Here is a 19,763-nt window from a genome sequence, read left to right as displayed (position 1 = left end):
TGGCGCAGGACTTCGCGGGGGTCGGCGAAGAAGGGATCACCTTCCAGCTCATGCATGGTCATCAGCAGTTGCGCGGTCGGCCGCTTCTGCCAGGGTTCCATGGAGAGGGTGCCGGGGATCGGGTAGCAGATCCGGTCGGCGTCGCCGATGTCGAGACCCAGGCCGGTACTCTCTACGGTGGAGCCGGTGATATCGAGGGCGAACAGGGAAGCGGGAAGGTTGATACCTTTTTCGAAGACTTTGGGCAGACTGTTGCGTTCGATTCGCTTGCCGCGAACCACGCCATTCATGTCTGAAATCAGAAGGTCGACGAACTGGACCTCGGGATGTTCCTGAAGGAACAGGCTCGGCTCAGTGAGCTGAACGGCACGCAGGGGTACCGACATGATGCAACACCTTTTTTGTTAAAAATTTCAATCATGCGGGGGCTGGAGCCAGAGTCAATCGGAAAGCCAATTTGTTGTCAATAGCCCTCTCGTCGCCTTCGCGGACGGCGAAATAGCCGTAGACAGGGCCTTCCAGAGCATCAAGAAAGCGGCCAAAGCCAGGCCAGGCAAGGTGTTCAACCTGGTGCAGCAGATATTTTACAGGCTCCGTTGTACGAAAAATTGAACAAGGCTAAGCTGTGCCAACCCTACAACAGCAATAAACCGGGTGTTCCATGTCCTACCAGCCGTCCCTCGGCGCCAAGTTCCGCGGCCACAAGATCGGTCAGCATCCGCGTTAGCTCCGCTCCGGTTCTTCTCTCCCTCGATTCTTCGCAGCGCCCTCGAGCGGCCCTCGCTCGTCCGCCGCCTGCCCTGCCCGTCCTCCTTATATAAGGAAGGACACCGGCCGCTTTCGCCTGCGTGGATAACGGATACGAAGAGCAAGATCGTTCAAGCCAGCCCGATGCGCCTGCTGGCATGCTGGACCGACGTTCACCACCGCCATGCCCCCATGACTGCCCACGACCTGCCCCGCCAAGCCTTTCTCCGCGGCGCCGTCGCCATCCTCCCATTGTCCCTGGCCGTCGCGCCCTGGGGGCTGCTGGCGGGATCGATGGCCATCGAAGCCAACCTCACCCCGGCCGAGGGCCAGGGCCTGTCCGCCATCGTCTTCGCCGGCGCCGCCCAGTTGGTGGCGATCGGCATGCTCAAGGGCGGTGCCGGGTTCTTTTCGATCATCTTCACCACCCTCCTCCTGACCTCGCAGCACCTGCTCTACGGCATGAGCTTGCGGCCGGTCCTGTCACCTCTGCCGGGACGCTGGCGGATCGGCCTGGGCTTCCTGCTCACCGACGAGTTCTTCGCCCTCGCCAGCCAGCACGACCGGCGCAACTTCAACCGCTGGTACGCCCTCGGCGTCGGCCTGACCTTCTATATCGCCTGGAACCTGTTCACCCTCGCCGGCATCCTGCTTGGCCGCAGCATTCCCGGTCTCGAAGACCTGGGCCTGGATTTCTCCATCGCCGCCACCTTCATCGCCCTGGTCGCGCCGCTGGTGCGCAACGTACCGACGCTGGTCTGCGTGGCCACCTCGCTGTTCTGCTCGGTGCTGTTCAGCCACTGGCAATGGAGTTCGGCGCTGGTCCTCGCCGGTCTCGCCGGGATGGCCGCCGGTTTCATCTGCAACAAGCTGTATCGGGAGGCGCCATGGTCTGGGCAGTGATCTTCGGGATGGGCGCGATCGTCTTCCTCAACCGCTACCTGTTCCTCGAACCGCGCCTGCCGATCCGCCTCGGCAGCAACCTGCGGCAGTTCCTCGGTTTCGCCGTGCCGGGAATGCTCACGGCGATCTGCGGCCCCATCGTGTTCATGCCCGAGGGCCGCATCGACCTCGGCTACGACAATCCCTACCTGGTCAGCGGCGCAGTCACCGTGGCGCTGGTGCTCTATACCCGCAATACCCTGGCGAGCATGCTGCTGGGCATGGCGTTCTTCTTCCTGTTCAAGTGGTGGCTGATTTGATCGATGTCAGTCGCTGCACGTCGGACGGCATGATTTCGGCAGACAGCCTCTTGCAGGGGGCTACAAACCAATAGCCCGTAAGAACACGTGGAAACAACTGAAGCGGCAATCGAAAATTTTTGCCTTACTTCAAACCATATCCAAGCTTCCATTCCAAGCTTCCCAAATCATCACACCCTGCATTCGATGATAGAAAATGATTTTCGCCAAGCGGAGAGTAACAGCGATAAATAGGGACCGTATTTTTTTGTGGGTATTTATACACCCAACCGATAGTGGCGATTCGATCATGTCCGCTCCCGTCACATCCTCCTGCATCAGTCACGAGATAATCATCGGGATCCTGTCTATTCACACACTCCTCCACCTCAAGCGTTTCAATACCAACGACAGGACGAGTCAGGAGATATGCGATACGATTACGCTCGGTGTACTCGGATTGTCTCACCACAGGCAGAGTAGTAACTCTGTATTTCCCACTCCTGTGCTCCCAGCGGGTAAGAGCCAAACCTACGGAAGCCTGTTGAGGTTCACTAACCACCTTCATGTTAACCCCTTGAAAGACGAGATACTTTTCCTTTAGCGTTCCTCCATGCGGTATATAAGTATAGGTGATACCCCAGCCGGAATTATCAACTCGATTCCCGCCACCAAGTAGATTCACGACCCCCACATATGCGATTAAGTCAGTTGACTTCCCGATTAAATTTCGATCCCAATCATTTTTAACAAACGGAACAAGAGGATCCTTAAGAGTAAAAAAATTCTTATAATCCGAGGACAATGACAGCTTTATCCCGCCAAACCATGGATCGAGATCAAGCGCAATAACTTTACGTCCAGCCCGCCAATACCCAACACTACTCCCTATAGTACCCAAACTATCTGCCATACCACCAATCGCAGGCTCACTCCAATTTCCTTTATATAATTTCCTCCAGCTTGACGGGAACATATAAGATGCCTCCGGAGCACGCGCCACGATATTATCCCATCGCCCCGGCCTGAAACAATACATATAGAGGTAGCCTTCATCGGGGGCCCGAACCAGTGAACAGTCACCCTCCCCAGATTGGGTCCCCATCTTCGGTGCCTCAGGGCTGGTCAACACAGTAATTGGATTAACCCAAGATAGACCGTCATAAGAAAACGATACTCCCATTGACTTGTGCGTCTGCCCACCATTGATGTAGTCGCACTTTTGCTCCTGATGCACGGCTGCAACATAGACATCTCCGATCTTAACCGGAGAATTTATCCATACTCCACACTCGCTGTAGGACCCTGCGGCACCTTTACTTAACACCTTATTGGCAGGCCAGCCCATAGACCAGGCCTCCGGCCCGGTTATTGCGTAAGCATCACCACCTCCGGAACTGTAGCCTCTGAATAAATTTTCAGAGAGCTTTATTACATAAAACTTAGTATCTAGGCCAGGCTCGTGAGACCCAACCCTAACTACTAGCGGGCGCTCCACCCGCACCTGTAGACAAGACTCACAAAAGACTTCCGCCGCAACTTTCAAAACCAATAAAAAGTGCAGAAGAAGCACAAAACACAAACAAGAAAGCATAGACTTCTTCATGAAAATCCCTTTCATAGTATTTTATTTTCAAGCAAAACCATCCAACCACTGGCCACCAACACAATATTTCCGGCTCCAGCCCCGAAATTCCGATACCAATCTAGCGCCCGTCCAGGCAGAGTAATTGACACGGAGAAATTCAGAAAACCACCCGAAAATAATGACGATAGTCACAGTGAACGCCATCCTCCCGCTCGACGGCTTTCACCTTGAACTGCTTTGCTCCCAGCAACTCCAAGACACGAACCAGTTGATCATGGCTGAATATCTGTGTATGCCCGATTGCTGGAACTCCGCGAGAGTCAGTCACCAACAGTAACTCACCGCCCGTCCTCAACCTGCCCACACAGTCAATCAGGAATTGGATCCAGTCGGCCGTATGGTCAAGCACATTTGAGCAAACGACGAAATCGAACGCACTCTCTATATCGGCAACACCATCCCTTATATAACAAGAAGAACCTCTTTCCCCGAGAATCGAGAATGGAAGATTCTCTGCATACAGCCCCATCAATGAGTCCTGGGCAGTCACTGTCACGCCTTCGACCTTCTCGAAAAAGCCGATCGGCCCACTACCTACTTCCAAAACCTTACCTTCAAAACCTTCGTAGCGATAATGCGAGGAGCCGTACGTGAACCCCATCTTCCCAAGAAACCACATTGCATCCTTATGCCGGGCCTCTTGTAGTTCCTCGACAGACAGATGGCGATAGGGCCATTTATCCTTCCAGAAAGAAAGCTCGTACTCCTGGGAATGTATCCACTGCTCCGGATCTGCAGACGCAACGCTACGTACGTCAGGAGCAGTTTCAACCCTACGGGACACCGACGAGAATTCGCCTGCACCACTGCCACGCTCTTCGATACACACTAGAGGAGTGCCATTCGCACGACGGCGCTCCCAGAAACCGGATAAAAATTTCACCCTAAAAACCTCCCTGCTCATTGGTACCCTTGCCCATCGGACTAAAAGACAAAAAGCCGAAACTTACCGACGACCAAACAACAACTCGTCCTCTATCTCAGCGCCCCAGCAAAAATCTTCCCCTCAGGAAGCCTTCAAACAGCACTGCTCGAGGAAAAACTAACAAAGAAAATTTATAAATAATGTAAGAACAATCCTTTTTGCTAGAGGAAATAGTTACATAGACATAATTGAGGAGAAGATGGAGAAACGAGCGGAAAACCGCGCTCTCCGATCCGCCTAGAGGAGACCCGTTGCGATGACGCTCCAGTCCCCTTCTCGTCCAGATGAAGCGCTGAAAGGGGCCTCCCCCGGAACGAAGAACGAGGGTTCATGCGCCACGGGAATGAACTCGCGAAGAAAGGTCGCTTGGCGCTGACGCGCTTTGGGCCGAAGATCGGGGCAACCACAACGTGCGCAGCGAGGCCCTCATGTCCGACTCCCTTCCCCAGCGCAACGGCGGGCAAATCCTGGTAGAGGCATTGCAGCGCAATGCCGTCGATACCGTCTACTGCATCCCCGGGGAAAGCTACCTGCCGGTGCTCGACGCGCTGCACGACGCCGACGGCATCCGCACCGTCGTCACCCGCCACGAGGGTGCCGCCTCGAACATGGCCGATGCCTACGGCAAGCTGACCGGCCGACCAGGCATCTGCTTCGTCACCCGCGGCCCCGGTGCCACCCATGCGGCGAATGGCGTGCACACGGCGCAGCAGGACTCGACGCCGATGATCCTGTTCGTCGGCCAGGTGGAAAGCGCCTTCAAGGGCCGCGAGGCGTTCCAGGAAGTCGACTACGTGCAGATGTTCTCGGGCCTGGCCAAGTGGGCCGTGGAAATCGACCGTATCGAACGCATCCCGGAGATCGTCGGCCGCGCCTTCAGCGTCGCCACCTCGGGCCGACCGGGCCCGGTCGTGGTCGCCCTGCCCGAGGAAATCCTCTTCGGTTCCGCGCAGGTCGCCGATGCGCCGGAGCCAAGGGTGCTTCCGGGGCGGCCGGGCGCCACGGCGATGGCGGAACTGCGCGAACTGCTGGCGAACGCCAGGCGCCCCCTGCTGGTACTTGGCGGCAGCGGCTGGGACAGTGCCGCCAGGAAACGGCTAGGCGCCTTCGTCGAGGCCAATGGCCTGCCGGTGGCCACCTCGTTCCGTCGCCAGGACCTGTTCGACAACCGTGACCCGCACTACGCCGGACAACTGGGCTTCGGCGCGGCGCCGGCGCTATTGGAGCGGCTGCGCCAGGCCGACCTGCTGCTGGTGGTCGGGGCGCGCCTGGGCGAAACGCCGAGCGCTGGCTACAGCCTGGTGCGTAGTCCGGCCCCCGCGCAGACGCTGATCCACGTGCATCCGGACAGCGCGGAACTGAACCGCGTCTACCTGGCGCGACTGCCGATCCAGGCCACCCCGTGTGCCTTCGCCGAGGCCCTGGCCGACCTCGCGCCGTTGCCCTCGAGCACTTGGCAGGACTGGCGCGAAGCCGCCCATGCCGATTACCTGGCCTACTCGACCCCGGCCGCGAGCGACCCCGCCATCCAGGGCGTCGACCTGGCGTCCGTGGTCGCGTACCTCAGCGAAAACCTGCCGGACGACGCGGTGATCGCCAACGGTGCCGGTAACTATGCCGTCTGGGTGCATCGCTTCTACCGCTATCGCCAGGCCCGCACGCAGTTGGCGCCGACCAACGGCGCCATGGGCTACGGCCTGCCCGCCGCGATCGCCGCCAGCCTGCGCGATCCGCAGCGCAGCGTGGTGTGCTTCGCCGGCGACGGCTGTTTCATGATGTATCCGCAGGAGCTGGCGACCGCCGCGCAGTTCGGCGCGACGCCGGTGGTGATCGTGGTCAACAACGGCATGCTCGGCACCATCCGCATGCATCAGGAACGCGAATATCCCGGGCGGGTATCCGCCACCCGCCTGGACAACCCCGACTTCGTCGCCCTGGCGCGAGCCTTCGGCGCCCACGCCGAACGAGTGGAATGCAGCGCCGACTTCCCCGCCGCGTTCCGCCGCGCCCGCGAAAGCGGACGCCCGGCGCTGCTGGAGCTGCTGACCGACCCACGCCAGATCACGCCGCAGGCGCGCCTCGCCTGAGGCATCCTCAGCCGGCGCGGAAGGCGATCCAGGCCTGGTAGCCCACGGCCTGGAAATAGCGGCTGGGCAGGACGAAGCCGGTGTCTTCCAGCAGTTCGCCGAGGCGCTGCTCGGACAACGGATCGAAATCCTCGCGCAAGCGTTGCAGCATGCCGTCGCTGTCCTCCGGGGAAAGCCCGGCCAAGCGGCAGGCCTCGGCCTGCACCGGGCGTTCGAAGGCGTCCCGGGCTTCCATCAGGTTGGCCAGCAGCAACGGCGCCGCTGGCGCCAGACGCTCGGCGACCGCCTCGAGGAAGCGCCGCTTGGCCTGGTCGCCGCGCAGGAAATGCAGCACCAGCAGGACCAGCGCCGCATCGCAAGGCGGCGCAGGCGGTAGCCCGGCGACGTCGCCGCAGTGCAGCTCGATCCGCTCCAGCAGGCCGAGCCTGGCGCAGCGCTGGCGGGCCAGGGCGAGCATGTCGGCCGACAGGTCCGCCGCGACGAAACGCCAGCCTGGACGCAACCCGGCCAGCTCCGCCAGTTCGCCGCCGGCGCCGCAGCCGACGCTGAGCAGGCGCGCCCGTTCCGGCAGACGGGCCAGCAACTGCGCGCGACTGAGCAGGTGCAGCAACTCGTAGCCCGGCAACAGGCGGCCGATCCGCGTCTCGTAGCCGTCCGCCTGTTTCCCGACGAAGCGGCCCATCAGTCGAACACCTTGCCCAGGCGCCAATAGCCCATCAGGGTCAGATGACGCTTGTCGATACCGCGCTCCTGCACCAGGTAGCGCCGGATCGCCATCACCGCCGCCGACTCGCCGGCGACCCAGGCGTAGAAACTGCCGCTCTCGGGGCTCGCCAGTTCCCAGAGGATCTCCTCGTCGATATCGATGTCCTCCAGCTCCTGGGCCGCACCACCCGCCACCTCGCGCTCCGGCAGCCGCGCCTGGCGCGCCGCCTCGATCATCCGCTCGCCGTTGCGCGAATGGATGCCGGCCTGGTGGCGCGGCAGCCAGTGCAGGCGCGCACCGGGAATCGCCGGCAGGTCGAGGATATCGGCTTCTCCCGGCACTTCGAGAAAGGCCTCGACCACCGGCGGCTCGGCTTCGCCGGCCAGCTCCTCGAGAATTCCCGCCACCGCGGGCAAGGCGGTTTCGTCGGCGATCAGCAGGATATGGCGGACGCCAGCCGGCGGCTTCCATTCGTAGCCGCCGGGGTCATCGCCGTATTGCCGGTTGGGCGCGGCCAGTTGCAGGCGGTCGCCGATCCGCGCGTGGGTCGCCCAGGCCGAGGCCGGGCCGTTCTCGCCGTGGAGGACGAACTCCACGTCGACCTCCTCCTGCTCGGCGCGCAGCGCACGGATGGTGTAGGTACGCATCGGCGGCCGGCGAGCCGGCTCGACGCTGCGATAGGCCTGGTACCACTCGCTGCCACCGGGCAGGCTGGGCGGCTGGCCGCTGGCATCGGGGAAGAAGATCTTGATCCGCTGGTCGGCGGCCAGGGTCTTCATCTCGGCGACCTCCGGGCCGCCGAAGACGAAGCGGGTCAGCGCCGGGCTGAGTTGCTCGCGGCGCTTGAGTTCGACATTGAACAGACGATAGGCGGGTTGCGACATGACGATGGTCTCCTGGTGACCGGCGCCCAGCGGCGCCGGCGGATGCATGCATCAGGCAACTCTAGCAAACAATGCGAATGATTAGCATTTGCTATTTGTGCAATCGTCGACTGCGTCGAAAGCACGACTGCCGCTCAGGCCTCGCAAGGCTCCAGCAGCTCGCAAGCGCTCTCCCCTACTCGCCTGACCGCCTGCTCGATGGCCGGGGTCGGCAACGCCGCGTAGTTCATCCGCAGGCAGTTCCGGTACTTGCCGGAAGCGGAGAAGATGCAGCCCACCGCGACTTGTACGCCGCGGTTGCGCAAGGCCTTGTCCAGGCGCAGGGTGTCGAACGCCTCGTCCAGTTCGACCCAGAGCAGGAAACCGCCCTGGGGCCGGCTGGCGCGGGTGCCCTCCGGGAAATAGCGCGCCACCCAGTCGATCATCAGATCGCGTCCGCGCTGGTACTGGGCGCGCATGCGCCGCAAGTGCGGCTCGTAGTGGCCGTTGCCGATGAATTCGGCGATCGCCAGTTGCGGTTGCAGGGCGCTGGCGCCGGTACTGATGTACTTCATGTGCAGCACGCGGTCGGCGTAGCGCCCGGGTACCATCCAGCCGATCCGCAGGCCCGGCGCCAGGACCTTGGAGAACGACCCGCAGAGCAGCACCCGGCCATCGTCGTCGTACGACTTGATGGTGCGCGGGCGCGGATAGGTGTAGGCCAGGTCGCCATAGACATCGTCCTCGATGATCGCCACGTCGTAGCGCTGGGCCAGGGCCAGCAGCGCCCGCTTGCGCGACTCGGGCATGATGTAGCCGAGCGGGTTGTTGCAGTTCGGGGTCACCTGGATGGCCTTGATCGGCCACTGTTCCAGCGCCAGTTCGAGGGCTTCCAGGCTGATGCCGTTGACCGGATCGGTGGGGATCTCCAGGGCCTTCATGCCGAGGCCTTTCAGCGATTGCATGGCGCCATGGAAGCTCGGCGACTCCACCGCGACGATATCGCCCGGTTCGCACACCGCGCGGATGCTCACCGACAGGGCCTCGTGGCAGCCGGTGGTGATCACCACGTCGCTGGCGGTGGCCCGACAGCCGGAGTCCACCAACAGGCGGGCGACTTCCTCGCGCAGCAACGGCGAGCCGTGGATCCCGTCGTAGGCCAGCGCACGGGCGTCGGCGTGGCGGTTGAGCCGGGCCAGGCTGCGGGTCAGCGGTTTCAGCGAAGGGCTGGAGATGTCCGGCATGCCGCGGCCGAGCTGGACCACGTCCGGCCGCGGTACCGTGCTGACCAGGGCCAGCACCTGCTCCCATTGCGAGATTTCCACCGGCCGCTGGGCCAGGCGGGCGATCGCCGGCAGCGGCGGCATCTGTCGCGCGACCGGTACGAAATAGCCGGACTTCGGCCGCGGCTCGGCCAGCCCGCGATCTTCCAGCAGCCTGTATGCCTGTTGCACGGTGCTCAGGCTGACGCCGTGCTCGATGCTCATGGCCCGCACCGAGGGCAGCCGGTCGCCCGGACGGTAGAGGCCCTGTTCGATGCGCGAACCGAGGGTCTCGGCGAGTTGCAGATAAAGGGTCATGAGCGGGACTCCAGGGTGAGCGAAAGCGGGACCGGTACAGATGGTGGCGAAATCCACCATTCAGGCCGGGGAGCGCTTGATCTGTATGCAGTCAACCCACCTTTTCTGGACCTGTACGGAACAGCGCGCGATGGCCATTCTATCTCCGTCGTCCAGCCGATCAATATGGAGTACGCAGCATGACGCGACTCAGTGCGAAATCCGAGCGCCGCCAACGCCTCGATGGCCCCTTCCCACTCGCCGCGATGGACACCCTGGCGCAGGCCCTGCGTCGCGGCTATCGCCTGGCCCGGCAACGCCAGTTGACCCGGCGCGCGCTGCTGGACCTGGAAGCGGCGGAACTGAAGGATATCGGCCTGAGCGCCGAGCAGGCCCGCGAGGAAGCCTCGCTGGCGTTCTGGCAGGCGGGAAAATCCGGCGGGAGGAAGGCATGATCCGCTGTCGCAACTGTGGCGAACGCCCAGCCAGCGAAGGGCATATCTGTATGGTCTGCAAGCGCCGATCCGACATCGACCCATACAAGGCGCTGATCGCCATGGCCCTGCTGGTCTACTGCGGCGTCAGCCTGGCGGCCTACCTCAAGCCGCATATGCCGTCACCGCCGCCTACCGCCGGCAGCAGCGTCCAGCCCGCCGAGGAGCTGGCCCAGCGCGCCCGCCAGGCCACCCTGGAACAGCGCGGCATCTGAAGAACGCATGCTCGGGAGGGGAGGCAGTTTGAGCCCCTCCTTCTTTTATATGCATGTGGCCGCCAGCGCGTGGCTCATTGCGCCGGATACTCCAGCGCCGCCGCGATTCGCCGATGCTGCTCGACCACCCACTCCCGCCGTACCGCCCCCCAGTCGCGGATGACATAGCCGCCCTGGTGGTTGCGCGCACCCTCCCGCTGCTCGAACTCGCAGACGATGTCCAGTTCCTCCAGCGCGGCGATGGTGTCCTGTGCGGTACGCCGGGGCATGCCGGTGGCGGCCATGATCTCCGGCACGCTGGCGGTGCCGCTGTCGATCAGGTAGGCGACGTAGAGGCGGCGGTAGAAGCTGGACTTGGTCTTGCTGATGGTCATGGGCAGGCGTTCTCCGGGAAGGCTCAGGGAGCGAGCAGGGGCAAGGTAGTGGTGGATTTGATTTCCGACAAGGCGACGATGGAGTTCACTTCCTGGATGCCCGGCACCGCCGACAGTTTCTCGAAGAAAAAGCGTTCGTAGGATTCGATATCGCGGGTGACGATACGCAGCATGAAGTCCACCGCGCCCATCAGTACGTGGCACTCCAGCACCTCGGGAAACTGGTGCATCGCCTCGGCGAAGTCGGTGAGGTTCTTGCGCCCATGGGCGTTGAGCTTGATCTGGGCGAATACCTGGGTATTCAGGCCGATCTTCTTGCGGTCGAGCAGGGTCACCTGCTTGCGGATCACCCCCTCCTCCTTCAGGCGTTGGATGCGCCGCCAGCAGGGCGATTGGGAAAGTCCGATGCGCTCGGCAATCTCGGCGGTGGAAAGCGAGGATTCCTCCTGCAGCAAAGCGAGAATACGCTGATCGTACATATCCAGTGGAATGGACATAAATATTCCCTACAAAGAAAAACATAGGGATCAAGTATGCACGGATAGCGCAAAATCACGCAAAAACAGGAGAAAAAATCCGGCACGCCTCTGGGAGAATTTCTCTCGTCGAAACACTGCCTGGAGCGTCACATGTCAACCCTCGCCCCCCTTTTCCTGGCCAAACACCCTGACGGCGAAGAACGCCAGGTGATCCGCCCGAACGTCTGGGAAACCTCCTGCGCAGATACCGAGACCCTGTCGATCTTCCATATCGAGGGCATGGCCGACCCGGACCTGCTGTGCCGGGTGCTCAACCTGTTCGCCGTGCAGTCCTTCACCCCGGAGCGGGTTCGTGCCGACCGCGAGGACCACAAGATCCGCCTGCTGCTGACCTTCCCCGGCCTCAGCCAGCACCGCGCCAGCGTGATCGCGGAGAAACTGCGCTCGCTGGTCACCGTGCTCGCCGTCCGCCTGGAGTTCTCTCCCCATGCCGGCAAGGTCCGTCCCAGCGTCAGCGAGCCGCTGCTGGCCAGCGTCGTCTGAGCCCCTCGGGGCGGCGCGGCGGCCGCCCTGTCCACTCAGCGTCATCGGCTGGCCTTCTGGCGTTAGCCGGTCGCCCAGCCCATGGCTACAGTGCAGGTTCGCCAGGCAGCCAGAAGACTGCCGTGTGTTCCCCGATCCTGCAGAGCGTGCCCATGTCCCGACCGCGTTTCCTTCCGGATAACTTCACCCTGGCGCTGATCGCCACCGTCCTTCTCGCCACTTTCCTGCCCTGCAGCGGCCAGACCGCCGTGGTCTTCGAATGGGTGACCAACATCGGCATCGGCCTGCTGTTCTTCCTCCACGGCGCCAAGCTGTCGCGCCAGGCGATCGTCGCCGGCATGACCCACTGGCGCCTGCACCTGCTGGTGTTCGCCTGCACCTTCGTGATGTTCCCGCTGCTCGGCCTGGCGCTGAAACCGGCACTGTCGCCGATGGTCACCCCGGAGCTGTACCTCGGCATCCTGTTCCTCTGCGCCCTGCCGGCCACGGTGCAATCCTCCATCGCCTTCACCTCGCTGGCGCGCGGCAACGTGCCGGCAGCGGTATGCAGCGCTTCCGTGTCGAGCCTGCTCGGCGTATTCCTTACCCCGCTGCTGGTCAAGCTGCTGCTCGGCGCCGAAGGCGAGACCGGCAACGCGCTGGACGCCATCGGCAAGATCACCCTGCAACTGCTGGTACCCTTCATCGCCGGCCAGGTCCTGCGGCGCTGGATCGGCGCCTGGGTGGAGCGCAACAAGCCGGTGCTACGCTATGTCGACCAGGGCTCGATCCTGCTGGTGGTCTACACCGCCTTCAGCGCCGCGGTGATCCAGGGCCTGTGGCACGAAGTACCCTGGCTGGCGCTGCTCGGCCTGACCGTCGCCTGCTGCGTGATCCTCGCCCTGGCCCTGGTGCTGACCACGGTGCTGGCGCGACGCCTGGGCTTCAGCAAGGAAGACGAGATCACCATCGTCTTCTGCGGTTCGAAGAAGAGCCTGGCCACCGGCGTGCCCATGGCCAAGGTGCTGTTCGCCACCAGTGCGGTGGGACCGATGGTGTTGCCGCTGATGCTGTTCCACCAGATCCAGCTGATGGTCTGCGCGGTGCTCGCGCAACGCTACGCCAGGCGCCGCGACGACGCAGCGGCGGCGCTGGCCGAGGCCCCCTCGCGCTGAGCGCGAAAATGAAAGAAGCCGGCCCTGGGGCCGGCTTCTTCGTTCAGACGCGGCTCAGCGCGTCGGCGTGCGCAGGGTGACGAACTCTTCCGCCGCGGTCGGGTGGATGCCGATGGTCTCGTCGAACGCCTGCTTGGTCGCCCCGGCCTTCATCGCCACCGCGATACCCTGGAGGATCTCGCCGGCCTCGGCGCCGACCATGTGGCAGCCCAGCACCCTGTCGTCGTGGGCATCCACGACCAGCTTCATCAGGGTCTTTTCCTGGTCGTCGGTAAGGGTCAGCTTCATCGGCCGGAAGCGGCTCTCGAAGATCTTCACCTTGTGCCCGGCGCTCAGCGCCTCCTCCTCGGTCAGGCCGACGGTGCCGATGTTGGGCAGGCTGAACACCGCGGTGGGAATCAACTTGTAGTCCACCGGACGGTACTCCTCCGGCTTGAACAGCCGCCGCGCCACCGCCATGCCCTCGGCCAGCGCCACGGGGGTCAACTGGACGCGACCGATCACGTCGCCCAGGGCGAGGATCGACGGCTCGCTGGTCTGGTAATGCTCGTCGACCGCGATGAAGCCCTTGTCGGTCAGCTTCACTCCGGTGTTTTCCAGGCCAAGGTCATCCAGCATCGGCCGCCGCCCGGTGGCATAGAACACGCAGTCCGCCTCCAGCACCCGGCCGTCCTTGAGGGTCGCGGCCAGGCTGCCATCGGCCTGTTTGTCGATACGGGCGATGTCGCTGTTGAACTGCAGGTCCAGGCCCTTCTTGCCCAATTCGTCGCGCAGGTGTTCGCGGACGCTGCGGTCGAAGCCGCGCAGGAACAGGTCGCGACGGTAGAGCAAGGTGGTCTCGGCGCCGAGCCCGTTGAAGATCGAGGCGAACTCGACGGCGATGTAGCCGCCGCCGACCACCAGCACGCGGCGCGGCAGGCGCTCGAGGAAGAACGCTTCGTTGGAGGTGATCGCGTGTTCCTTGCCGGGAATGTCCGGCACCTGCGGCCAGCCACCGGTGGCGACGAGAATGTGCTTGGCGCTGAAGCGCTGGCCGTCCACCTCGACGTTGTGCGCATCGAGCAGACGGGCGTGACCTTCGAGCAAGGTCACCCCGCTGTTCACCAGCAGGTTGCGGTAGATGCCGTTGAGCCGCTGGATCTCGCGGTTCTTGTTGCCGATCAGGGTCGCCCAGTCAAACTGCGCCTCGCCGGCGCTCCAGCCATAGGCCCGGGCCTGCTCGAAGTCCTCGCTGAAATGCGCGCCATAGACCAGCAGCTTCTTCGGCACGCAGCCGACGTTGACGCAGGTGCCACCCAGGTAGCGACTCTCCGCCACCGCGACACGGGCACCGAAGCCGGCGGCGAAGCGGGCGGCGCGTACGCCCCCTGAGCCGGCGCCGATGACGAACAGATCGAAATCGAAAGACATGTTACTACTCCTGGATCAGATGCGTTCCAGCATAACCCATTCGCCAGCGTCGGCTCCCGCCGGATCGACGCAGAAACCTGTCGAAACGGCTCAGCGCAGGGCCTGGCAGGCGATGGGCTATGCTTGTCCGTGGAGGTAAGCGCGATGTCCCCCACCCTCACCCACCTGGCGCTGCACGTCCCCGACCTCGACGCCTGCATCGCCTTCTACGAAACCTTCTGCGGCATGCGGGTGATCCACCGGCGCCCCGGCAAAGGCTCGCAGATCGTCTGGATGGCCGAACCCAGCCAGGAACAACGCTTCATCTTCGTCATCATGCCCGGCGGCCAGCCGCGCAACCTGGCCAGCGACGATTACAGTCATTTCGGCTTCGCCCTCTCCAGCCGCGCCGCGGTAGACGATCTGGCGCGCCGCGCCGAGGCCGCCGGCTGCCTGGTCTGGGCGCCGCGCGACGAGCCCTATCCGGTCGGCTACTACTGCGGCCTGCGCGACCCGGCGGGCAACTACGTGGAGTTCAGCTACGGCCAGCCGCTGGGCCCGGGTTCCGAGGCGCTGCCGATTCCCTGACCGGGCACGGAGGCGCCGCGTGGCCCAGGCCAGGCTGGCGGGGTTATTCGCCCGACGCCAACAACGCCACGCCCGCCGACAGCTCAGGTGGGGCGGATACCCCCCATGGCCGTTCGCCCCATACGAAAAACGCCGCGCCCCCATCGGGGACGCGGCGTTCTTCATCGGGAACGGCGAGGCTCAGTGAGCCTTGCCGGTCTTGTAGAGGTTTTCGTAGCAGAAGTTGGTCGCCTCGATGTAACCCTCGGCGCTGCCGCAGTCGAAACGCTTGCCCTTGAACTTGTAGGCCAGCACGCAGCCGTCCTGGGCCTGCTTCATCAGGGCATCGGTGATCTGGATCTCGCCGCCCTTGCCCGGTTCGGTCTGCTCGATCAGGTCGAAGATGTCCGGGGTCAGGATGTAACGGCCGATGATCGCCAGGTTCGACGGCGCCTCTTCCGGCTTCGGCTTCTCGACCATGGTGTTCACCCGGAAGATATCGTCGCGGATCATCTCGCCGGCGATCACGCCGTACTTGTTGGTCTCTTCCGGCGGCACTTCCTGGATCGCCACGATGGAGCAGCGGAACTGGTTGTACAGCTTGACCATCTGCTTCAGCACGCTGTCGCCTTCGAGGTTCAGGCACAGGTCGTCGGCCAGGACCACGGCGAACGGCTCGTCGCCGATCAGCGGACGACCGGTGAGGATGGCGTGGCCGAGGCCCTTCATCTCCACCTGGCGGGTGTAGGCGAAGGTGCACTCGTCGATCAGCCGACGGATGCCGACCAGGTACTTTTCCTTGTCGGTGTTGCGGATCTGGTGTTCCAGCTCGTAGCTGATGTCGAAGTGGTCTTCCAGCGAACGCTTGCCGCGGCCGGTGACGATGCCGATCTCGGAAAGGCCGGCTTCCAGCGCCTCCTCCACCGCGTACTGGATCAGCGGCTTGTTCACCACCGGCAGCATTTCCTTGGGCATGGCCTTGGTGGCCGGGAGGAAACGAGTGCCGTAACCGGCGGCCGGGAAAAGACATTTCTTGATCATGAGAATCCTTCGACATGGACGAAGTATGCGGATGGCGCGCAGTCTAATCAGGCTGCGCTCGCCTTACAATGCCCGGCCCTTGAACGTCCTATGCCCTGGTAGATGAAGCCCAGTTCCGCCATCCGCGCCGGTGCGTAGAGATTCCGACCGTCGACCAACAGGGGAGTTCGCATGGATCCACGGATTTTCTGGAAGTCCGGCTGGCGGAACTGTTTCCACTCGGTCACCAGCACCAGGGCATCGGCGCCCTCGACGGCGGCGTAGGGCGAGTCGTGGAGCGTCAACTGGGCGCACGCCAGCGCGTCCGGATAGCGTGCCGCGACCCCGGCGTTGGCCACCGGGTCATGGGCCCTGACCCGCACCCCGTGGCGCAGCAGTGCCTCCAGCAGGACCAGGCTCGGCGCCTCGCGCAGGTCGTCGGTACCCGGCTTGAAGGCCAGCCCCCAGAGCGCCACCGTGCGCCCTTGCCAGCGTCCCTGGAACAGTTCGCCGAGGGTCTCGAAGAGCAGTTCCTTCTGCCGCGCGTTGCGCGCTTCCACCGCACGCAGTATCTGGCTGTCGAAGCCCTGTTGCTCGGCGCTGCGGATCAGCGCGCGGACGTCCTTGGGAAAGCACGAGCCGCCGTAGCCGCAGCCGGCGTAGATGAAATGGGTGCCGATGCGCTTGTCGCTGCCCATGCCGCGGCGCACGTCCTCGATGTCGACGCCGGTGAGGGCGCACAGCCCGGCCATCTCGTTCATGAAGGAAATCTTGGTGGCGAGGAAGGCATTGGCCGCGTACTTGCTGAACTCGGCCTCGCGACGCCCCATCAGCAGGACCCGCTCGTGATTGCGCAGGAACGGCGCGTAGAGCTGGCGCAGGGTTTCCCCGGCCTGCGCCTCGGCGCTGCCGATGATGACCCGGTCCGGGCGCCTGAAATCGTCCACCGCCGAGCCTTCCTTGAGGAACTCCGGATTGCTCGCCACCGTCACCCGGAAGCGCTTGCGCCGGCGCGCCAGGCCCAGGCGGATGATCTCTTCGACCCGTTCGGCGGTGCCCACCGGCACGGTCGACTTGTTGACCACGATGCAGGCCTGGCGCAGTTGCGCGCCAAGTTGTTCGGCGACCGCCATCACGTGGCTGAGGTCGGCCGAGCCGTCCTCGCCGCACGGCGTGCCGACGGCGATGAACACCACCTCGGCGTCGGCCAGGCCTTCCGCCAGGCTGGCGGTGAAGGTCAGGCGGGCGGCGTCCAGCTGATCGCGCAGGATGCTTTCCAGGCCCGGTTCGTAGATCGGCATCTCGCCGCGTCTCAGCCGCGCGACCCGCTCGCGGTCACGCTCCACGCAACGCACCTGGTTGCCCATCTCGGCGAAACAGGCCGCCGTCACCAGTCCCACATAGCCCGCACCAATCACGCATAGCCGCATGGCGTCGTCCTCCGCTGGCCTCGCCCTCTCTCTGCGGACGATTGCAGCCAAGCGCGGTGGCAGGCGCGTGACGCTGGCGTGAAGCTACCGTGACAGAACCCGCGCGGATGCCCGGGGTCCACCCAAGGTAGGCGGAGAAAACGGGAGGTTCCCATGTCCATCGAAATCGATTCGGAACAAGGCATCTGCAGCGTGGAGATCGAAGGCAGCCGGCATCGCGCGCCGGTCGACAGCCTGCGCATCGGTACCGACGCCGAGGCGCGCCTGTCGGTGCTCTACATCGACGGCAAGCGCCTGCACATCAGCGAGGAAGACGCCCAGCGGCTGGTGGTCGCCGGCGCCGAGGACCAGCGCAGGCACCTGATGGCGGACGATTGACGCCCTCAGGCGTCCGCCAGCAACAGGTAGGGAGAACTGCGCAGGCTGTCGAGGCCGGCGCGGAACATGCGTTCGGCGCGGTTCCAGGGATCGTCGCGCAGGCGCTCGGTCCAGGCCAGGGTGCCGCAGATGCCGTCCCAGAGCGATTGCAGATAGATGCTGGCCAGCTCGACGTCCAGCCGCGCCGGCAGTTCGCCGCGCTCCACCGCCCGGCGGATCTGCCGGAGGCCGAAGCGTTGCCCCTGCTTCTCGAGCAGCTCGCGGCGGCGCAGCAGCGGCTCGTTCTCGTCGCTGCGTTCGCACTTGAGGTAGAGGATCTCCAGCACCCGCTGCACCGAACCGGGCTCGCAGCACTGGCGGAGAAAGCCCATGCTGGCGCGCAGGAGGATGTCCAGCGCCGGCACCCTGGCGTTTTCGTCGGGTACCTCGATCTGGCCGAAGGCGCGGTCGCACATCGCCAGGCAGACCTCGATCTTGTTCTTGTAGTGGCCGTAGACCGCACCGCGAGAAACCCCGGCGGCGTCCGCCAGGTCGGCCATGGCAGTAGTGCCCACGCCCTTTTCCAGGAAAACCCGCTCGGCGGCATCGAGCATGCCGTCGCGGGTTTTCTGGGATTCCTCTTTGGTTTTCCTGGCCACTGAACGTCCTCACAAGGGAAAGGCGCCGCAGATCATAAGGATATGTTACAGAAACGCCAATTAATTAATCACTCATGATTGATTATATGCTACTGTCGCGCCGCTCGTGAGTTGCGGTGCCCTTTCCCGGGCAAGCTCGCGAGTTCACGAATCGAGGGACACCCATGCACATCCAATGGACCGGCTCGCTGCGCGGGCTGCTGGCGGCCCTGGTCGCCCTATTCCTGCTGGGCTGCGAAGAAGCAGCGGACACCGGGAAGACTGCGGAGGCCCCCGCCGAGGTCGGCGTGATCGTCGCCAGGCCGGCGCCCATCGGCATCACCAGCGAGCTGCCCGGACGCCTGGAAGCGTACCGCCAGGCCGAGGTGCGGGCGCGCGTCGCCGGCATCGTCACCCGTCGCCTGTACGAGGAAGGCCAGGACGTCCGCGCCGGCACCGTGCTGTTCCAGATCGACCCTGCGCCCTTGAAGGCGGCCCTGGACATCAGCCGCGGCGCCCTGGCCCGGGCCGAGGCCAGCCACGCGGCGGCGGCCGACAAGCTCAAGCGCTACGCCGACCTGATCAAGGACCGCGCCATCAGCGAACGCGAGTACACCGAAGCGCAGACCGACGCGCGCCAGGCCCTGGCGCAGATCGCCTCGGCCAAGGCCGAACTGGAGCAGGCCCGCCTGCGCCTGGGCTACGCCACGGTCACCGCGCCGATCGACGGCCGCGCGCGGCGTGCGCTGGTCACCGAAGGCGCGCTGGTCGGCGAGGACTCGCCGACACCGCTGACCCGCGTCGAGCAGATCGATCCGATCTACGTGAACTTCTCCCAGCCGGCCGGCGAAGTCGCCGCCATGCAGCGGGCGATCCGCGAAGGCCAGGTGAAGGGTGTCGCCGACAAGGACATCGCCGTGCGCCTGGTCCTGGCCGACGGCAGCGAGTACCCGCTGGCCGGCGAGCTGCTGTTCTCCGACCTGGCGGTCGACCCCGGCACCGACACCATCGCCATGCGTGCCCTGTTCCGCAATCCGCATCGCGAATTGCTGCCCGGCGGCTACGTGCAGGTGCGCCTGCAGCGCGCGGTGAACCCGCAGGCGATCACCGTCCCGCGCGACGCGCTGATCCGTACCGCCCAGTCCGCCGTGGTCAAGGTGGTCAACCCACAGGGCGTGGTGGAAGACGTGGAGGTCCGCGCCGACACCCTGCAGGGCCGCGACTGGATCATCAGCCGCGGGCTCAAGGGCGGCGAGCGGGTGATCGTCGAGAACGCCGCCCAGCATGCCGCCGGCTCCAGCGTCCAGGCGGTGGTCCGCCAGCCGGCCAGCGCCGACGCCCCCTCACCGCTGGCCGCCTCGCCGGCGGGCCAGTGACGGAGAACGCT

The 19,763-nt window shown here is 64.2% G+C and carries 21 protein-coding genes and 1 pseudogene; 10 read left to right on the top strand and 12 right to left on the bottom strand.

What is annotated here, in order from left to right; all coding sequences use genetic code 11:
* Window positions 1–386, bottom strand: a pseudogene (locus HMPREF2924_RS29195) (glutamine synthetase); the annotation flags it as partial.
* A gap of 553 nt (window positions 387–939) precedes the next feature.
* Here HMPREF2924_RS29195 and HMPREF2924_RS29190 point away from each other — a divergent pair.
* Window positions 940–1,650 carry an AzlC family ABC transporter permease gene (locus tag HMPREF2924_RS29190; RefSeq protein WP_023094758.1) on the top strand — a complete coding sequence of 237 codons (711 nt, stop codon included), beginning with the start codon at window positions 940–942 and terminating at the stop codon, window positions 1,648–1,650.
* A complete protein-coding gene (locus HMPREF2924_RS29185) occupies window positions 1,635–1,949 on the top strand; it encodes an AzlD domain-containing protein (protein ID WP_003088669.1) in 315 nt (104 codons plus the stop codon). Before HMPREF2924_RS29190 ends, HMPREF2924_RS29185 begins: the two co-directional genes overlap by 16 nt.
* A gap of 124 nt (window positions 1,950–2,073) precedes the next feature.
* Here the strand turns inward: HMPREF2924_RS29185 and HMPREF2924_RS29180 are convergent, their stop codons facing one another.
* Window positions 2,074–3,534, bottom strand: coding sequence for a hypothetical protein (locus HMPREF2924_RS29180; protein WP_023094759.1), 1,461 nt, complete (start codon window positions 3,532–3,534; stop codon window positions 2,074–2,076).
* Window positions 3,535–3,673: 139 nt separating this feature from the next.
* Complete coding sequence (locus tag HMPREF2924_RS29175) at window positions 3,674–4,195, bottom strand: class I SAM-dependent methyltransferase (RefSeq protein WP_003120198.1); 522 nt, start codon at window positions 4,193–4,195, stop codon at window positions 3,674–3,676.
* A gap of 734 nt (window positions 4,196–4,929) precedes the next feature.
* Between HMPREF2924_RS29175 and HMPREF2924_RS29170 the strand changes: the two genes are divergently transcribed.
* Entirely contained in the window at window positions 4,930–6,588 is a 1,659-nt protein-coding gene (locus HMPREF2924_RS29170; protein ID WP_003128771.1) for a thiamine pyrophosphate-binding protein, read from the top strand.
* A gap of 7 nt (window positions 6,589–6,595) precedes the next feature.
* Here the strand turns inward: HMPREF2924_RS29170 and HMPREF2924_RS29165 are convergent, their stop codons facing one another.
* From HMPREF2924_RS29165 to HMPREF2924_RS29155, 3 genes are all read right to left on the bottom strand, one after another.
* Entirely contained in the window at window positions 6,596–7,270 is a 675-nt protein-coding gene (locus HMPREF2924_RS29165; RefSeq protein WP_003100350.1) for a class I SAM-dependent methyltransferase, read from the bottom strand.
* Window positions 7,270–8,178, bottom strand: a complete 909-nt coding sequence (locus tag HMPREF2924_RS29160; protein WP_003139694.1) for a siderophore-interacting protein — start codon at window positions 8,176–8,178, stop codon at window positions 7,270–7,272. Before HMPREF2924_RS29160 ends, HMPREF2924_RS29165 begins: the two co-directional genes overlap by 1 nt.
* 134 nt (window positions 8,179–8,312) lie before the next feature.
* A complete protein-coding gene (locus HMPREF2924_RS29155) occupies window positions 8,313–9,737 on the bottom strand; it encodes an aminotransferase-like domain-containing protein (protein ID WP_003100354.1) in 1,425 nt (474 codons plus the stop codon).
* A gap of 179 nt (window positions 9,738–9,916) precedes the next feature.
* Here HMPREF2924_RS29155 and HMPREF2924_RS29150 point away from each other — a divergent pair, with 179 nt between their 5' ends.
* Window positions 9,917–10,171: a DUF1127 domain-containing protein gene (locus HMPREF2924_RS29150; RefSeq protein WP_003128786.1), complete on the top strand. Its 255-nt coding sequence runs from the start codon at window positions 9,917–9,919 to the stop codon at window positions 10,169–10,171.
* Entirely contained in the window at window positions 10,168–10,425 is a 258-nt protein-coding gene (locus HMPREF2924_RS29145; protein WP_003128788.1) for a hypothetical protein, read from the top strand. Before HMPREF2924_RS29150 ends, HMPREF2924_RS29145 begins: the two co-directional genes overlap by 4 nt.
* A gap of 74 nt (window positions 10,426–10,499) precedes the next feature.
* Here the strand turns inward: HMPREF2924_RS29145 and HMPREF2924_RS29140 are convergent, their stop codons facing one another.
* Both HMPREF2924_RS29140 and HMPREF2924_RS29135 read right to left on the bottom strand, forming a co-directional pair.
* Window positions 10,500–10,799 carry a winged helix-turn-helix domain-containing protein gene (locus tag HMPREF2924_RS29140; RefSeq protein WP_003110681.1) on the bottom strand — a complete coding sequence of 100 codons (300 nt, stop codon included), beginning with the start codon at window positions 10,797–10,799 and terminating at the stop codon, window positions 10,500–10,502.
* Window positions 10,800–10,822: 23 nt separating this feature from the next.
* Complete coding sequence (locus tag HMPREF2924_RS29135; protein ID WP_003088649.1) at window positions 10,823–11,296, bottom strand: Lrp/AsnC family transcriptional regulator; 474 nt, start codon at window positions 11,294–11,296, stop codon at window positions 10,823–10,825.
* 132 nt (window positions 11,297–11,428) lie between these two features.
* On the opposite strand from HMPREF2924_RS29135, the gene HMPREF2924_RS29130 reads away from it, so the two are divergent.
* Entirely contained in the window at window positions 11,429–11,821 is a 393-nt protein-coding gene (locus HMPREF2924_RS29130) for a hypothetical protein (RefSeq protein ID WP_003088646.1), read from the top strand.
* A 152-nt stretch (window positions 11,822–11,973) separates the two neighbouring features.
* A complete protein-coding gene (locus HMPREF2924_RS29125; protein ID WP_003128792.1) occupies window positions 11,974–12,975 on the top strand; it encodes a bile acid:sodium symporter family protein in 1,002 nt (333 codons plus the stop codon).
* Between the two features lie 54 nt (window positions 12,976–13,029).
* On the opposite strand, the gene gorA is transcribed toward HMPREF2924_RS29125, so the two are convergent.
* Window positions 13,030–14,385, bottom strand: coding sequence for a glutathione-disulfide reductase (gene gorA / locus HMPREF2924_RS29120; RefSeq protein WP_003128794.1), 1,356 nt, complete (start codon window positions 14,383–14,385; stop codon window positions 13,030–13,032).
* A gap of 144 nt (window positions 14,386–14,529) precedes the next feature.
* Here gorA and HMPREF2924_RS29115 point away from each other — a divergent pair, with 144 nt between their 5' ends.
* Window positions 14,530–14,952 carry a VOC family protein gene (locus tag HMPREF2924_RS29115; RefSeq protein ID WP_003128796.1) on the top strand — a complete coding sequence of 141 codons (423 nt, stop codon included), beginning with the start codon at window positions 14,530–14,532 and terminating at the stop codon, window positions 14,950–14,952.
* A gap of 180 nt (window positions 14,953–15,132) precedes the next feature.
* Here the strand turns inward: HMPREF2924_RS29115 and galU are convergent, their stop codons facing one another.
* Window positions 15,133–15,972: a UTP--glucose-1-phosphate uridylyltransferase GalU gene (galU, locus tag HMPREF2924_RS29110; protein ID WP_003088639.1), complete on the bottom strand. Its 840-nt coding sequence runs from the start codon at window positions 15,970–15,972 to the stop codon at window positions 15,133–15,135.
* A gap of 47 nt (window positions 15,973–16,019) precedes the next feature.
* Entirely contained in the window at window positions 16,020–17,381 is a 1,362-nt protein-coding gene (locus HMPREF2924_RS29105) for a UDP-glucose 6-dehydrogenase (RefSeq protein WP_003128798.1), read from the bottom strand.
* A 153-nt stretch (window positions 17,382–17,534) separates the two neighbouring features.
* Here HMPREF2924_RS29105 and HMPREF2924_RS29100 point away from each other — a divergent pair, with 153 nt between their 5' ends.
* Window positions 17,535–17,759 (top strand): DUF3203 family protein, encoded by a 225-nt coding sequence (locus tag HMPREF2924_RS29100; RefSeq protein WP_003088627.1) that lies wholly within the window; start codon window positions 17,535–17,537, stop codon window positions 17,757–17,759.
* Window positions 17,760–17,764: 5 nt separating this feature from the next.
* On the opposite strand, the gene amrR is transcribed toward HMPREF2924_RS29100, so the two are convergent.
* Complete coding sequence (amrR, locus tag HMPREF2924_RS29095) at window positions 17,765–18,397, bottom strand: efflux pump transcriptional repressor MexZ (protein WP_070700838.1); 633 nt, start codon at window positions 18,395–18,397, stop codon at window positions 17,765–17,767.
* Window positions 18,398–18,561: 164 nt separating this feature from the next.
* Between amrR and mexX the strand changes: the two genes are divergently transcribed.
* Complete coding sequence (mexX, locus tag HMPREF2924_RS29090) at window positions 18,562–19,752, top strand: multidrug efflux RND transporter periplasmic adaptor subunit MexX (protein ID WP_003088624.1); 1,191 nt, start codon at window positions 18,562–18,564, stop codon at window positions 19,750–19,752.
* Window positions 19,753–19,763: the final 11 nt, after the last annotated feature.

It is taken from the genome of Pseudomonas sp. HMSC063H08 (assembly GCF_001813645.1).
Classification (GTDB): domain Bacteria; phylum Pseudomonadota; class Gammaproteobacteria; order Pseudomonadales; family Pseudomonadaceae; genus Pseudomonas; species Pseudomonas aeruginosa.
Note: the sequence above shows the minus strand (reverse complement) of the source record. Positions and strands in the feature narration are given on the sequence as shown.

Bases quoted from the DNA above. Each gene is read 5' to 3' on its own strand.
- HMPREF2924_RS29135 (WP_003088649.1), bottom strand. From the start codon at position 11,296: ATGTCCATTCCACTGGATATGTACGATCAGCGTATTCTCGCTTTGCTG.
- mexX (WP_003088624.1), top strand. From the start codon at position 18,562: ATGCACATCCAATGGACCGGCTCGCTGCGCGGGCTGCTGGCGGCCCTG.
- HMPREF2924_RS29190 (WP_023094758.1), top strand. From the start codon at position 940: ATGACTGCCCACGACCTGCCCCGCCAAGCCTTTCTCCGCGGCGCCGTC.
- HMPREF2924_RS29115 (WP_003128796.1), top strand. From the start codon at position 14,530: ATGTCCCCCACCCTCACCCACCTGGCGCTGCACGTCCCCGACCTCGAC.
- HMPREF2924_RS29140 (WP_003110681.1), bottom strand. From the start codon at position 10,799: ATGACCATCAGCAAGACCAAGTCCAGCTTCTACCGCCGCCTCTACGTC.
- HMPREF2924_RS29105 (WP_003128798.1), bottom strand. From the start codon at position 17,381: ATGCGGCTATGCGTGATTGGTGCGGGCTATGTGGGACTGGTGACGGCG.
- HMPREF2924_RS29125 (WP_003128792.1), top strand. From the start codon at position 11,974: ATGTCCCGACCGCGTTTCCTTCCGGATAACTTCACCCTGGCGCTGATC.
- galU (WP_003088639.1), bottom strand. From the start codon at position 15,972: ATGATCAAGAAATGTCTTTTCCCGGCCGCCGGTTACGGCACTCGTTTC.
- HMPREF2924_RS29150 (WP_003128786.1), top strand. From the start codon at position 9,917: ATGACGCGACTCAGTGCGAAATCCGAGCGCCGCCAACGCCTCGATGGC.
- HMPREF2924_RS29160 (WP_003139694.1), bottom strand. From the start codon at position 8,178: ATGTCGCAACCCGCCTATCGTCTGTTCAATGTCGAACTCAAGCGCCGC.
- HMPREF2924_RS29130 (WP_003088646.1), top strand. From the start codon at position 11,429: ATGTCAACCCTCGCCCCCCTTTTCCTGGCCAAACACCCTGACGGCGAA.
- HMPREF2924_RS29165 (WP_003100350.1), bottom strand. From the start codon at position 7,270: ATGGGCCGCTTCGTCGGGAAACAGGCGGACGGCTACGAGACGCGGATC.
- HMPREF2924_RS29145 (WP_003128788.1), top strand. From the start codon at position 10,168: ATGATCCGCTGTCGCAACTGTGGCGAACGCCCAGCCAGCGAAGGGCAT.
- HMPREF2924_RS29180 (WP_023094759.1), bottom strand. From the start codon at position 3,534: ATGAAGAAGTCTATGCTTTCTTGTTTGTGTTTTGTGCTTCTTCTGCAC.
- HMPREF2924_RS29175 (WP_003120198.1), bottom strand. From the start codon at position 4,195: ATGTGGTTTCTTGGGAAGATGGGGTTCACGTACGGCTCCTCGCATTAT.
- HMPREF2924_RS29170 (WP_003128771.1), top strand. From the start codon at position 4,930: ATGTCCGACTCCCTTCCCCAGCGCAACGGCGGGCAAATCCTGGTAGAG.
- HMPREF2924_RS29185 (WP_003088669.1), top strand. From the start codon at position 1,635: ATGGTCTGGGCAGTGATCTTCGGGATGGGCGCGATCGTCTTCCTCAAC.
- HMPREF2924_RS29100 (WP_003088627.1), top strand. From the start codon at position 17,535: ATGTCCATCGAAATCGATTCGGAACAAGGCATCTGCAGCGTGGAGATC.
- HMPREF2924_RS29155 (WP_003100354.1), bottom strand. From the start codon at position 9,737: ATGACCCTTTATCTGCAACTCGCCGAGACCCTCGGTTCGCGCATCGAA.
- gorA (WP_003128794.1), bottom strand. From the start codon at position 14,385: ATGTCTTTCGATTTCGATCTGTTCGTCATCGGCGCCGGCTCAGGGGGC.